This is a genomic window from Pseudomonas sp. SF2 (genome assembly GCF_036858055.1).
Classification (GTDB): domain Bacteria; phylum Pseudomonadota; class Gammaproteobacteria; order Pseudomonadales; family Pseudomonadaceae; genus Aquipseudomonas.
In genome coordinates, this window is sequence record NZ_JAMBDI010000048.1 from 50929 (window position 1) to 64804 (window position 13876).

Annotated in this window: 12 protein-coding genes; 7 read left to right on the forward strand and 5 right to left on the reverse strand. The window is 66.4% G+C overall.

The window, feature by feature from the left end:
- Positions 1-32: 32 nt before the first annotated feature.
- The 4 genes from ruvX to gshB all read right to left on the reverse strand — a co-directional run bounded on the left by ruvX (position 33) and on the right by gshB (position 3161).
- On the reverse strand, positions 33-470 hold the full coding sequence (gene ruvX / locus M2S36_RS22340) for a Holliday junction resolvase RuvX (RefSeq protein WP_013974530.1): 438 nt from the start codon (positions 468-470) through the stop codon (positions 33-35).
- Positions 470-1039 carry a YqgE/AlgH family protein gene (locus M2S36_RS22345; protein ID WP_207828494.1) on the reverse strand — a complete coding sequence of 190 codons (570 nt, stop codon included), beginning with the start codon at positions 1037-1039 and terminating at the stop codon, positions 470-472. Before M2S36_RS22345 ends, ruvX begins: the two co-directional genes overlap by 1 nt.
- 171 nt (positions 1040-1210) lie before the next feature.
- On the reverse strand, positions 1211-2116 hold the full coding sequence (locus M2S36_RS22350; RefSeq protein ID WP_207828502.1) for an energy transducer TonB: 906 nt from the start codon (positions 2114-2116) through the stop codon (positions 1211-1213).
- A 91-nt stretch (positions 2117-2207) separates the two neighbouring features.
- Positions 2208-3161, reverse strand: coding sequence for a glutathione synthase (gshB, locus tag M2S36_RS22355; RefSeq protein ID WP_333957865.1), 954 nt, complete (start codon positions 3159-3161; stop codon positions 2208-2210).
- Between the two features lie 237 nt (positions 3162-3398).
- On the opposite strand from gshB, the gene M2S36_RS22360 reads away from it, so the two are divergent.
- The 7 genes from M2S36_RS22360 to trhA all read left to right on the forward strand — a co-directional run bounded on the left by M2S36_RS22360 (position 3399) and on the right by trhA (position 13047).
- Positions 3399-3800 carry a response regulator gene (locus tag M2S36_RS22360; RefSeq protein ID WP_003257770.1) on the forward strand — a complete coding sequence of 134 codons (402 nt, stop codon included), beginning with the start codon at positions 3399-3401 and terminating at the stop codon, positions 3798-3800.
- 47 nt (positions 3801-3847) lie between these two features.
- Positions 3848-4213: a twitching motility response regulator PilH gene (gene pilH, locus M2S36_RS22365; protein ID WP_025340906.1), complete on the forward strand. Its 366-nt coding sequence runs from the start codon at positions 3848-3850 to the stop codon at positions 4211-4213.
- Positions 4210-4764: a chemotaxis protein CheW gene (locus tag M2S36_RS22370; RefSeq protein ID WP_003257767.1), complete on the forward strand. Its 555-nt coding sequence runs from the start codon at positions 4210-4212 to the stop codon at positions 4762-4764. The genes pilH and M2S36_RS22370 overlap by 4 nt, the downstream gene beginning before the upstream one ends.
- A gap of 11 nt (positions 4765-4775) precedes the next feature.
- Positions 4776-6830: a methyl-accepting chemotaxis protein gene (locus M2S36_RS22375; protein ID WP_207828510.1), complete on the forward strand. Its 2055-nt coding sequence runs from the start codon at positions 4776-4778 to the stop codon at positions 6828-6830.
- 22 nt (positions 6831-6852) lie between these two features.
- Entirely contained in the window at positions 6853-11805 is a 4953-nt protein-coding gene (locus M2S36_RS22380; protein WP_333957866.1) for a hybrid sensor histidine kinase/response regulator, read from the forward strand.
- A complete protein-coding gene (locus M2S36_RS22385; protein ID WP_207828523.1) occupies positions 11798-12271 on the forward strand; it encodes a chemotaxis protein CheW in 474 nt (157 codons plus the stop codon). The genes M2S36_RS22380 and M2S36_RS22385 overlap by 8 nt, the downstream gene beginning before the upstream one ends.
- Before the next feature lie 158 nt (positions 12272-12429).
- Complete coding sequence (gene trhA / locus M2S36_RS22390; RefSeq protein WP_063911994.1) at positions 12430-13047, forward strand: PAQR family membrane homeostasis protein TrhA; 618 nt, start codon at positions 12430-12432, stop codon at positions 13045-13047.
- Here the strand turns inward: trhA and M2S36_RS22395 are convergent, their stop codons facing one another.
- Complete coding sequence (locus M2S36_RS22395) at positions 13048-13767, reverse strand: 16S rRNA (uracil(1498)-N(3))-methyltransferase (protein ID WP_207828526.1); 720 nt, start codon at positions 13765-13767, stop codon at positions 13048-13050.
- Between the last annotated feature and the right edge of the window lie 109 nt (positions 13768-13876).

Sequence of the window (13876 nt, forward strand, 5' to 3'; positions counted from 1 at the left end):
GGTGCGCCGGGCGGGCCCGGCGGCAAAGATGATCAGGTATTGGCCTCCAGCCAGCCTTGCAACAACAGGGCGGCGGCGATGGCATCGACCGGGTTGTCGCGGTAGCTGCCGCGCTGGCCGCCACGGGCCATGCGCTCGCCCTTGGCCTCGAAGGTGGTCAGGCGTTCGTCGTGGGTGTGCACGGGCAGGTTGAAGCGGCCGTTCAGGCGGCGGGCGAATTTTTCCGCGCGGGCGCTCATTTCGCTGGGGGTGCCGTCCATGTTCAGCGGCAGGCCGACGACGATGGCATCGGGCTTCCATTCGGCAATCAGCTTTTCCACCTGGGCCCAGTCCGGCACGCCGTTCTGCGCCTTCAGGGTGCACAGCTCGCGGGCCTGGCCGGTGACCACCTGGCCGACGGCCACGCCGATCTGTTTGCTGCCGTAGTCGAAGCCCAGCAGTAGACGTAGTTCAGGGTGCAGTTCAGCCATCAGGCGTGGCCCGCCTGGCTGGTCAGCAGGTTCAGGTTGATCCCCAGGCTGGCGGCGGCGGCTTCCAGGCGCAGGTCGCTGGCCTTGCCGAAGATGATTTCCGGGTCGAACGGGCAGTTGAGCCAGGCGTTGTCGGCCAGTTCCTCTTCCAGTTGGCCCGCTTCCCAGCCGGCATAGCCCAGGGTGATCAGGCTCTGTTTCGGGCCGACTCCGGCGGCGATGGCCAACAGGATATCCTGCGACGTGGTCAGCGACAGCCCTTCCAGTGCGACGGTGGCCTGGAAGCTGCACTCGCTGCTGTGCAGCACGAAGCCTCGGTCGGTCTGTACCGGGCCACCCAGGTAGATCGGCACCTGCAAGGTGCTGGCCGGCGGCATTTCGTCCGGGCGCAGCTGCTCGAGGATGTCGGCCAGGTTCAGCTCCTGCGGCCGGTTGACCACCAGGCCCATGGCGCCATGGGCGTTGTGCTCGACGATGTACGTGAGAGTCTGGGCGAAGTTCGGATCGGCCATGTGCGGCATGGCGATCAGGAACTGATGCTTGAGGTAGCTCGGCGTGTGGGTTTTCATGGGGGATAGTGTGGCGCCAGGTGGCGAGGCTGACAAGGTGCTCAACGAGGCTTGCGCGATCGCTGTGGGAGCGGGTTTACCCGCGAATGCGTCCGACCAGGCGGCATCATTGCCTGATCTGGCGCATTCGCGGGTAAACCCGCTCCCACAGCGATCGCGCAAGGCCGCAAATCAGTTACTGGACAGACGGTCCCCACGGGCAAAGCGCCAGGTGCGGATGATCTCCAACCGGTCAAACTCGGCCAGGTCCCCGGTAAACGGTGCAAACGGCGCCGCCAGCCGCACGATGCGCTGCGCCGCCTGGTCCAGCACCGGTTGCCCGGACGACTCCAGTACCAGCACCTCGTACAGCGAGCCATCGCGGTTGATCGACACCATCATGCGCAAGTTGCCGTAGATCTGTTGCCGGCGCGCTTCGTCGGGGTAGTTCAGGTTACCCACCCGCTCGACCTTCTTGCGCCATTCTTCCTTGTACCAGGCGCCCTTGTCGCGCATGGTCGAGGCGGCATTGAGCCGGTGGATACGCGGGCGCTTGGCATACATCTGCTGCTCGTTGGACAGCTCCGCCTCCAGGCTGGCGATCTGGCTGGACAGCTGCGAGCTGTCGAAGTCCGGTGCCGGCGCTTCCGGCTTGGGCCGCGGCTTGCTTTCCTTGGGCTTGGGCTCGACCTTCTGCGGTTTGGGCGCCGTGGTCACGACCGCCGACTTCTGCGGGGCAGGGGGCGGCACAACCTCGGGCCTGGCTGCAGGTGGCGGGGTGATCTTGTTGATCTTGCTGTCCTGGAACGGCGCCAGTTCGGTGGTCTTGGGCACCGCTTTCTTGTCCAGGGTGCCGCTGCCCTGCTGGTTGTCCTGGGCCTGGAAATCGGCCTTCTGCGGCGGTTTCTCGCTTTTGAAGGTGGCCAGGGTGATGTCCATGGTGTGGCGGATTTCGGCAGGCTTGACCACGCTGAAACCGACGCCGAGGATCAGCGCCAGGTGCACCAGGGCAGCCAGGAACAGGGTAAAGCCGAGCCGGTCCACCGGGCGAACTCGGGGGGGCAGCAGGTCGGCGGGGATGTCAGCGGGCAGCGTCATCAGGTATCCAGCAACCGCAGGGCGGGGCAACAGGCCAGGCAAAAAGGACCCGCATCATACCCCACTCTGGGTTGTTGCCGTGCGTCGGCGGTCAGCGCGCCTTCAGCTGGCGATCAATGGCATCCATCAGCTTGCCGCCGATATCGGTGTTGTAGGCGGCATCGATCTCGCGGATGCAGGTGGGGCTGGTGACGTTGATTTCGGTGAGGTAGTCGCCGATCACGTCCAGGCCCACGAACAGCAGCCCCTTCTCGCGCAGGGTCGGGCCGACCTGGGCGGCGATCCAACGGTCGCGGTCGGTCAGCGGGCGTGCTTCGCCACGGCCGCCGGCGGCCAGGTTGCCACGGGTCTCGCCGCTGGCCGGGATGCGCGCCAGGCAGTAGTCCACCGGCTCGCCGTCGATCATCAGGATGCGCTTGTCGCCGTCCTTGATCTCGGGCAGGTAGGCCTGTGCCATGATCTGCTGGCCGCCGTGCTGGGTCAGGGTTTCGAGGATCACCGACAGGTTGGGGTCACCCGGGCGGTGGCGGAACACCGAGGTACCGCCCATGCCGTCCAGCGGCTTGAGGATCACGTCGCCGTGGGTGGTGGCGAACTCTCGCAGGATATCGGCACGGCGGCTGACCAGGGTCGGCGCCATGCACTGCGGGAACTGGGTGGCAAACAGTTTTTCGTTGCAATCGCGCAGGCTCTGCGGGCGGTTGACCACCAGCACGCCTTCGCGCTCGGCCTGCTCCAGCAGGTAGGTGCTGTAGACGAACTCCATGTCGAAGGGCGGGTCCTTGCGCATCAGGACCACGTCCAGGTCGGCCAGCGCACTGTCCTGCTCGTCGCCCAGCTCGAACCAGCGGGTCGGGTCGGCAAACACTTTCAGCGGGCGCATCTGCGCACGGGCCTGGCCGGCGCCCAGGTACAAGTCACGCTGCTCCATGTAGAACAGGCTCCAGCCGCGAGCCTGGGCGGCCAGCAGCATGGCCAGCGAGCTGTCCTTCTTGTAGGAGATGGACGCGATGGGGTCCATGACAATGCCGAGGCGAACGCTCATGGGGTGGTTCCTCTTGGCGGCGCGTGGCCGCGATGGATCGAAAGAAAAGTGGCTCAGGGTGGCGCTGTGAACGCTGCCGGTCAAGGGGCGCGGCAGATGGAATGGCCACCCGGAGTGTGCTAAAAATGCCAGTCATAGTGCTGAATGACAGGCCCATGGGGCTGCTGCGCAGCCCTTTCGCGACGCAAGGCCGCTCCCGCAACGGCCCCGGAATTTCGGCAAACGGTAGCCCAACAGATGGAACAACCCCTGAAGGTGATGGTGATCGACGATTCGCGCACGATCCGCCGCACCGCGCAGATGTTGCTCGGTGAAGCGGGCTGCGAGGTGATCACCGCCAGCGATGGCTTCGATGCCCTGGCCAAGATCGTCGACCACCAGCCCAGCATCATTTTCGTCGATGTGCTGATGCCGCGCCTGGACGGTTACCAGACCTGCGCGGTGATCAAGCACAACAGTGCCTTCAAGGACACCCCGGTCATTCTGCTGTCGTCACGCGACGGCCTGTTCGACAAGGCCCGTGGCCGGGTGGTCGGCTCCGACCAGTTCCTGACCAAACCGTTCAGCAAGGAAGAGCTGCTCGATGCGATCCGCGCCCATGTGCCCGGTTTTGCCGCAGCCCAACAACACGCACCCTGACCGCGCCCCGCCATGGCACGGTCTTTCTTTCCTGATGGGGAACCAGCATGGCCCGAGTTCTGATTGTCGACGACTCGCCGACAGAGATGTACCGATTGACCGAGTGGCTGGAAAAGCACGGCTACCAGGTGCTCAAGGCCAACAATGGTGCCGATGGCGTGGCCCTGGCCCGGCAGGACAAGCCAGATGCGGTGCTGATGGACATCGTCATGCCTGGCATGAACGGCTTCCAGGCCACTCGCCAGCTCAGCAAGGACCCGGAAACCAGCGCCATCCCGGTGATCGTGGTCACCACCAAGGACCAGGAAACCGACCGCATCTGGGCCACGCGCCAGGGCGCCCGTGACTTCCTGACCAAGCCGGTGGAAGAGGACGCGCTGATCGCCAAGCTCAAAGAAGTGCTGGGGGCTTGACCACCCGCCCGCAGGGCGCGTCGCTGACCGCCTTCGAGTTGTTGCTGGACATCGACCGGCGCTGCCGCCTGCTGGTCGCCGACCAGCCGCCGCAAGACAACCGCCTGCAACAGTGGAGCGGCATCGGTTTTCGCATTGCCGGGCAATGGTTCGTCGCGCCCATGGGCGAGGTGGCCGAGGTGCTGCGCGAACCGCGCAGCAGCCGCGTCCCTGGCGTGCAGCCGTGGGTGTGCGGGGTGGCCAACCTGCGTGGCCGGCTGCTGCCGGTGATGGACCTGAGCAGTTTCTTCGGCCTGGGCCACGCCGCCCCGGGCAAGCAGCGGCGGGTGCTGGTGCTGGACCACGAGGACCTGTTCGTCGGCTTGCTGGTGGACGAGGTGCTGGGCCTGCAGCACTTTGCCCTGGACAGCCTGCAGCTGTCGCCACCACAGCCCCTGATCCGTGCCGCTGCACCTTTCGTGCAGGGGCACTTCCCGCGTGAACGCAACTGGGCGATCTTCAGCCCCTTCGCCCTGGCCCAGGCGCCGGGCTTTCTCGATGTGGCGTTATAGGACCTGCGAACGTGAACAAGCCTGCCACCCCCGTCACTACCGTGACCCCACGTACCCGCAGCATCGCGCAGATCACCGTGCTGTTCCTGATCCTGATCCTGTCGATCATCCTGCTGTTCGCCAACTTCGCCTACCTGAACACCCAGTCCAACTACGACAAGCAGTACATCGGCCACGCCGGCGAACTGCGGGTGCTGTCGCAGCGCATCGCCAAGAATGCCACCGAAGCCGCCACCGGCAAGGCCCTGGCCTTCAAGCTGCTGTCGGACGCGCGCAACGATTTCGAACGGCGCTGGGGCTACCTGCGCGAGGGTGACAAGTCCACCGGCCTGCCGCCTGCGCCGCCCACGGTGCGTGACGAGATGGAAGCGGTACGCCGCGACTGGGAAAGCCTGCGCAAGAACACCGACACCATCCTCGCCAGCGAGCAGACCGTGCTGTCACTGCACCAGGTGGCGGCAACCCTGGCCGAGACCGTGCCGCAGTTGCAGGTGGAATACGAGAAAGTGGTCGAGATCCTGCTGCAGAGCGGCGCCCCGGCCAACCAGGTGGCAGTGGCCCAGCGCCAACTGCTGTTGGCCGAACGCATCCTCGGCTCGGTCAACACCGTGCTGGCCGGTGACGACACCGCGGCCCAGGCGGCCGACGCCTTTGGCCGCGATGCCGGGCGCTTCGGCCAGGTGCTTGAGGGCATGCTCAGTGGCAACGGGGCGATCCAGGTGACCCGTGTCGAGGATGCCGACGCCCGCGCGCGCCTGGCCGAAATTGCCGAGCTGTTCCAGTTCGTTGCCGGCTCGGTGGATGAAATCCTCGAAACCTCGCCGGAACTGTTCCGCGTGCGCGAGGCCGCGGGCAATATCTTCAGCCTGTCGCAAACCCTGCTCGACGAGGCCTCGTACCTGGCCAACGGCTTCGAGAACCTGGCTGGCGGGCGCACCCTCGACACCGTCGGCGGCTATGCCCTGGGGCTGCTGGCGCTGGCTTCGATCATCCTCATCGGCCTGGTCATGGTGCGCACCACCAACCGTCAACTGCGCGAGACAGCGGAAAAGAACGAACGCAACCAGCAGGCGATCATGCGCCTGCTCGACGAAATCGAAGAGCTGGCTGACGGCGACCTGACCGTGACCGTATCGGTGACCGAAGACTTTACCGGCGCCATTGCCGACTCGATCAACTATTCCGTGGACCAATTGCGCGACCTGGTCGCCACCATCAACCACAGCGCGATGCAGGTCGCTGCCGCCGTGCAGGACACGCAGAACACCGCACGCCAGCTGGCCAAGGCCTCCGAGCACCAGGCCGAGCAGATCAGCGAGGCGTCCGAGGCGGTCGGCGACATGGTCGAGTCGATCGACCGGGTTTCGGCGCACGCCTACGAGTCGGCCAAGGTGGCCGAGCGCTCGGTGGCGATCGCCAACAAGGGCAACGAGGTGGTGCACAACACCATCAACGGCATGGACAACATTCGCGAGCAGATCCAGGACACCGCCAAACGGATCAAGCGCCTCGGTGAGTCCTCCCAGGAAATCGGCGACATCGTCAGCCTGATCGACGACATTGCCGACCAGACCAACATCCTCGCCCTCAATGCGGCGATCCAGGCCTCGCTGGCCGGCGAGGCCGGCCGTGGTTTTGCCGTGGTCGCCGACGAGGTACAGCGCCTGGCCGAACGCTCGTCGTCGGCCACCCGGCAGATCGAGGCGCTGGTGCGCACCATCCAGGCCGACACCAACGAGGCGGTGATCTCCATGGAGCAGACCACCGCCGAAGTGGTGCGCGGTGCCCGCCTGGCCCAGGATGCCGGGGTGGCGCTGGCCGAGATCGAGGGTGTTTCGCAGAACCTCGCCGACCTTATCCACAGCATCTCCGATGCCGCCCAGTTGCAGACTTCGTCGGCCGGGCAGATCTCCCACACCATGGCGGTCATCCAGCAGATTACCGCGCAGACCTCCGCCGGCTCCGGCGCCACCGCCGACAGCATCCGCCACCTGGCGCGCATGGCCAGCGAGATGCGCCGTTCGGTGTCCGGGTTTACCCTGCCGCCACCCAAAGAGCCCAACTGAAGAGCAGCGCCGAGGAGTGCCCATGGCTGTAGTTGCTGTAAGCCCCGAGCGCCACGACACGGTGGCGCTGGCCTGGACCAGGGCTGCCATCCTCGACTGCCTGGGCCAGGCGCGCCAGGCGCTGGAGCGCTTTGCCGGCGAGCCGGGCGACCTGTCGATGCTGGCGTTCGTGGTCGATAACCTGCACCAGGTGCACGGCTGCCTGCGCATGCTCGAACTGCGCGGCGCCACGCGCCTGGCCGAAGAACTGGAGCTGTTCGCCAAGGCCCTGGCCGATGGCCAGGTCAGCCCCCGTGGTGATTGCCTGGGGGCGTTGTTCCGCGGCCTGGAGCAATTGCCCTCGTACCTGGAGCGCTTGCGCGGCGCCCGCCACGACCTGCCACTGGTGATGCTGCCGCTGCTCAACCAGCTGCGTGCCTGCCGTGGCGAGGAGCCATTGGCCCAGGCCAGCCTGATCAGCGGTGCCACCCAACGCTTTGCCGGTGCCGACGACCTGGCCAACCTCGACCTGTCGCTGGGCAACTGGCGCGAGCAGTTGCAGGCCGGGCCGGGCCGCGATGCCCTGCGCTCGGTGGTGACCGCGCTGTGCGATGACCTGATGCGCATCAAGGAGCGCCTGGACCAGTTCGTGCGCAGCGATCGCCAGCACAGCGAGCAGCTCGATGCCCTGCTGGCACCGCTGCGCCACGTGGCCGACACCCTGGCGGTGCTGGGCTTCCAGCAGCCACGCCGGGTGATCATCGACCAGGTGCTGGCGCTGCAGGCCCTGGCCCAGGGCGAGCGGGTGGTGGATGACGCGGTGTTGATGGATGTAGCGGGGGCCCTGCTGTATGTGGAGGCCACGCTCAATGGCATGGTCGGCCCGCTGGAGGAAAACGGCCAGGGTGGCCTGCCGGGCTCGGACCTGGCCGAGATCCGCCAACTGGTGTTGAACGAGTCGCTGAACGTGCTGCAGCAGGCCAAGGACCTGATCGGCGATTGCCTGGAGTCCGACTGGCCGCGGCAACGCCTGCAACCCTTGCCAGGGTTGTTGCAGCAGATTCGCGGGGCGCTGGCGATGTTGATGCTACCGGCTGTGGCCGAGCTGTTTGCCGGTTGCGCCAGCTATGTGCAGCGCTGGCTGCAGCACCTGGAGGTAGAGCCGCCGGCCGACGAGCTGAGGCACCTGGCCGAGGCCCTGAGCGCCGCCGAATGCTACCTGCAATGGCGGGTGGCGGACCCATTGGCGGATGGCCAGCCGTTCATCGACATGGCGCGCGCCAGCCTGGCGACGCTGGGCGTGCACTGCGCGCTGGTCGAGGCCACTGCAGGCCACGATGGCAGCGCTGATGGCATCGATGACGAGTTGCGCGAAGTGTTTCTCGACGAGGCCGGTGAACTGCTGCCGGAAATCGAGCGCCACTGGCTGCGCTGGCGTGCCGACAACCAGCAGCGCGAGGCACTGGGAGAAGTGCGCCGCGCCTTGCATACGCTCAAGGGCAGTGGCCGCATGGTACATGCCGAGGCGGTGGCCGAGCTGGCCTGGGGCGCCGAGCACCTGTTGAACCGGGTACTCGAGGGCCGCAGCGTGCTCAGCCCGGAAGGCGTAGTGGCCCTGCAGCAGGTGTTCGTCCACCTGCCCGACCTGCTGGCCGACTTTGCCGCCGGCCAGTTGCCGCAACTGACGGCAATCGAGCGACTGGCCGGGCACCTGCATGCCCTGGCCGAAAACGATGCCCCCGTAGTGGCCGATATCGATGGCCTCGACCCGCAGCTGCTCGACATTTTCCGCAGCGAGGCGCAGGGTCACCTGGCCAGCCTGGAGGCTTTCCTGCAGGGTGCCGACGGCCACGACACGTCGGTCAGCGATAGCCTGCAGCGCGCCCTGCACACGCTCAAGGGCAGTGCCGCCATGGCCGGAGTGATGCCGGTCGCTGAACTGGCCACCGCCTTCGATCGCCTGGCTCGTGAATACAAGGGCCACCAACTGCCCCTGCAAATGGCCGAGATCGAATGGCTGGAAGCGGCGCATTCGCTGTTCCATCTAGGCCTGGCGCAACTCGACAGCACGCCGCTGGCGGCCATCCCGGGCGCCGCGGAGCTGATCGAGCAGGTCGGCCAGGCGGTGGATGGGCGCCTGGCCAGCTTGCATGACGACCCGCAGCATGCGCGGCGCAACAAGCGTGACCCGCAGTTGATCGCCAGTTTCCTGGCCCAGGCCATGGATATCCTGCTGGATGCCGAGTCGTTGCTGTCGCGCTGGCAGGAACAGCCCGGCCAGCGCGATGCGTTGGATTCCCTGCTCGACGAACTGACCACCCTGGGGCACGCCGCGCACCTGGCCGACCTGTGGCAGATGGATGACGTGTGCGAAGCCTTGCTCGACCTGTACGGTGCCGTGGAGGAGGGCAGCCTGCCCGCCGATGCGCGCTTCTTCGCCCAGGCGCAGCGGGCCCATGAAGCCCTGCTGGACATGCTCGACGAAGTGGCGGCCGGGCAGGATATCCCGCCACGGCCGGAGCTGGTCGACAGCCTGCGCAACCTGCTGGGCCAGGCCCTGGCAGCGGAGGCCACCGGCCTGGTGGGCATCGACACGGTCACGCCGCTGCACCCGGACATGGACCTGGCAGATACCCTTGGCCTGGGGCTGGCGCACAACCCTTCGCTGCCGGCAGTGGCTGAGCCGCTGGTCGAAGAGCCGGAAAGCCCTGGCGAAGAGCTGCTGGAAGTTTTCCTCGAAGAAAGCTCGGACATCGTCGAGAGCGCCGCCGCAGCCCTGGCGCGCTGGCAGGCCGACCCGCGCAGCAGCGTCGAGGTGGACAACCTGATGCGCGACCTGCACACCCTCAAGGGTGTGGCGCGCATGGTCGAAATTGCGCCGATCGGCGACCTGGCCCACGAGCTGGAGTTCCTCTACGAGCTGCTGGCCGCTGGCCGCATGCCGCCGAGCGCGCCCCTGTTCGCCTTGCTGCAGAACTGCCATGACCGCCTGGCGCACATGCTCGATGCCGTGCGCCTGGGGCAGCCGTTGCATGCCGCCACGGCGCTGATCGACTACATTCGCAACTTCAGCTTCTCGGCCCTTGCCGACAGCGCCGCCGGCCAGGGGCCGATCGAGGCTGCGACCATTGAGGCGCCGGCGGTGGCACCGGAGCGGGTACCGGGCGACATGGTCAAGGTCGATGCCGAGTTGCTCGACGACCTGGGCAACCTGGCCGGTGAGCACTCGGTCATCCGTGGGCGCATCGAGCAGCAGGTCAACGATGCGCAGTTCACCCTCAACGAGATGGAAACCACCCTCGAGCGCATGCGCGACCAGTTGCTGCGCCTGGACATCGAAACCCAAGGGCGGATCTCCAGCCGGCAGCAGTTCGAAGGCGATGCCTATGACGACTTCGACCCGCTGGAAATGGACCGCCACTCGCAGCTGCAGCAGCTGTCGCGGGCCCTGTTCGAGTCCGCCTCGGACTTGCTCGACCTCAAGGAAACCCTGGCACATCGTGCCCAGGAAGCCTACAGCCTGCTGCAGCAGCAGGCGCGAGTGAACAGCCAGTTGCAGGAAGGTCTGACCGCCACCCTGATGGTGCCCTTCGAGCGCCTGGTGCCACGCTTGCAGCGTGTGGTGCGGCAGGTGGCCAGCGAGCTGGGCAAGCAGGTGGAACTGGTGGTCGGCAATGCCGAGGGCGAACTGGACCGCAGCGTGCTCGAACGCATGGTGGCGCCGCTGGAGCACATGCTGCGCAACGCCGTCGACCATGGCCTGGAAAGCCGCGAAATGCGCCTGGCCGCCGGCAAGCCGGAGCAGGGCACCATTCACCTGAATTTACTGCACGAAGGCGCAGACATCGTTATCGAAATGACCGACGACGGTGCCGGCGTGCCACTGGAAGCGGTGCGCCGCAAGGCCATCAAGCGTGGCCTGCTGGACCCACAGGCGCATTTGAGCGATCACGAGATCCTCCAGTTCATCCTGCGCCCGGGCTTTTCCACTGCCGAGAAAATCACCCAGATTTCCGGGCGTGGTCTGGGCATGGACGTGGTACACGAAGAGGTCAAGCAGCTGGGCGGCTCGATGAGTATCGAGTCGGCCCAGGGCAAGGGCGCGCGCTTCCTGATCCGCCTGCCATTCACCGTGTCGGTCAACCGTGCGCTGATGGTGCACCTGGGCGAAGAGCAGTACGCCATTCCGCTGAACACCATCGAGGGCATCGTCCGGGTGCCGGCGGCTGAACTGGCAGCGTGCTACCAGCTGGACGCCCCGCGTTATGTGTACGCCGGCCACGAATACGAGCTGCGCTACCTGGGTGAACTGCTGCAGGGCATGCCGCGCCCGGCATTGCTCGGACAGAGCGTGCCGCTACCGGTACTGCTGGTGCATTCCCAGGAGCAGTCATTCGCCATCCAGGCCGACAGCTTGTCGCCCAGCCGCGAGATCGTGGTGAAGAGCCTGGGGCCGCAGTTTGCTGCCGTTGCCGGGTTGTCGGGGGCGACGCTGCTGGGCGATGGCCGGGTGGTGTTGATTCTCGACCTGCTGGGCCAGTTGCGTGGCCAGCAGCGGCGCCTGGCGCGCCTGCCGGGCGGCGGCGGGGCCCAGCGCCAGGTGTTCGGCCCGGCGCCGCGGCGGGCCTTGCTGGTCATGGTGGTGGACGACTCGGTGACCGTGCGCAAGGTCACCAGCCGCCTGCTGGAGCGCCATGGCATGAGCGTGCTGACGGCCAAGGACGGGGTCGATGCCATGGCCCTGCTGGAAGAACACCGCCCTGATGTATTGCTGCTGGACATCGAGATGCCGCGCATGGACGGCTTCGAGGTGGCCACACGCATTCGCCGTGACGAGCGGCTGAAAGACTTGCCGATCATCATGATCACGTCGCGCACCGGGCAGAAGCACCGCGACCGTGCCATGGCCATCGGCGTCAACGAATACCTGGGCAAGCCGTACCAGGAGTCGGTTCTGTTGCAGAGCATTGCCCACTGGAGCCAGACCCATGCTTGAACTGATCGCCGGCCAGCGCAGCAGCCTGACCGGGCTTTTGCTGCCATTGGGCGACCGTACCCTGGTGTTGCCCAACGTGGCGGTGGCCGAACTGAGTGGCCAGCGCAATCTGGTGTGCCAGCGCGGCGAGCCGGCCTGGCACCTGGGCTGGATCGACTGGCGCCAGCAGCGCCTGCCGCTGATCGGCTTCGAGGCCGCGTGCGGTGGCGAGACACCCTGCGGCGAGCGGGCGCGCGTAGTGGTGCTCAATGCTTTGGGTGATACCGGGCTGCGTTACCTGGCAGTGTTGCTGCAGGACATTCCGCGCTCGTGCAAGCTCGACAGCCAGCTTAATTACGTGGACGTGGCGCTGGGGCGCCTGGAGCTGGCGGCGGTGCAGGTGGGCGAACAGGTGGCGCGGGTGCCGGACCTGGTCGGGCTGGAACGGCTGGTGCGTGACGCGGAACTGCAACCTGACTTTGGTTAGGATGTAAGGCACAGGGCCTCTTCGCGGGTGAACCCGCTCCCACAGGGGTCCCAAAAAGCCTGAGGGCGGTGCCGTACCTGTGGGAGCGGGTTTACCCGCGAAGAGGCCGTAGCAGAAGGACGCAGGAACCCAGCCCACCTCAGGAGGTCTGTGTTTGCATGTATCACGGTGAACGCTTCAACGCCTGGACCCACCTGGTCGGTGCCGTCCTGGCCTGTATCGGTGCCATCTGGCTGATCGTGGTCGCGGGCCTGCAGGGCGACCCGTGGAAGATCGTCAGTTTCTCCATCTACGGCGGCACCTTGCTGTTGCTGTACAGCATTTCCACCCTGTACCACAGCACTCGCGGGCGGGCGAAAGTGATCATGCGCAAGCTCGATCACCTGTCGATCTACCTGCTGATTGCCGGCAGCTACACGCCGTTCTGCCTGGTCAGCCTGCGCGGCCCCTGGGGCTGGAGCCTGTTCGGGGTGGTCTGGGGGCTGGCGGTGATCGGCATGCTGCAGGAGATCAAGCCGCGCTCCGAGGCGCGCATCCTGTCGATCATCATCTATGCGGTGATGGGCTGGATCGTGCTGGTGGCGGTCAAGCCGTTGCTGCACTCGCTCGGCAGCGCCGGCTTTGCCTGGCTTGCCGCCGGCGGGGTGTTCTACACCGTCGGCATCATCTTCTTCGCCTTCGACAGCCGCTTCCGCCACTGGCATGGCATCTGGCACCTGTTCGTGATCGCCGGCAGCCTCATGCACTTCGTGGCGGTGTCGCTCTACGTGCGTTAGTTAAAAGTCGCCCCACAGTTGCTGCGCCACCGACAGTGCCACCACCGGTGCGGTTTCGGTGCGCAGTACCCGCGGGCCAAGGCGTGCGGCGTGGAAACCGGCAGCCTTGGCCTGCTCGACCTCCGCTTCGCTCAGGCCGCCTTCGGGGCCGATCAGGAAGGCCAGGGTGGCAGGCTTGGCGTGGCTGGTGAGCGGTTCGGCCACCGGGTGCAGGACCAGTTTCAGGTCGGCCTTGGCACTATTGAGCCATTCGGCCAGAGTCACTGGCGGGTGGATGACCGGCAAGGTCGAGCGGCCGCATTGTTCGCAGGCGCTGATCGCCACCTGGCGCCAGTGGGCCAGGCGCTTGTCGGCGCGTTCGTCCTTCAGCCGCACTTCGCAGCGTTCACTGACGATCGGGGTTATTTCGTTCGCGCCCAGCTCGGTGGCCTTCTGGATCGCCCAGTCCATGCGCTCGCCACGGGACAGGCCTTGGCCGAGGTGGACGTGCAGGGGTGAATCGGCCTGGCCGGCCAGGGCCTGGTCGAGGCTGACGCGGACGGTTTTCTTGCCCACTTCGAGCAACTGGCCGCGGTATTCCTGGCCGCTGCCGTCGAACAGCTGCACGGCGTCGCCGGGGGCCATGCGCAGCACGCGACCGATGTAGTGGGCCTGGGCTTCGGGCAGGTCGTGCTCGCCAAGGCTCAGGGGGGCGTCGATGAAAAAGCGGGACAGTCTCATGGTTCAGCTCGGACGAAAAGGGAACATGTGACCCTGTGGGAGCGGGTTTACCCGCGAATGCGGCGGTGAGTCCACTATCGCATTCGCGGGTGAACCCGCTCCCACAGGG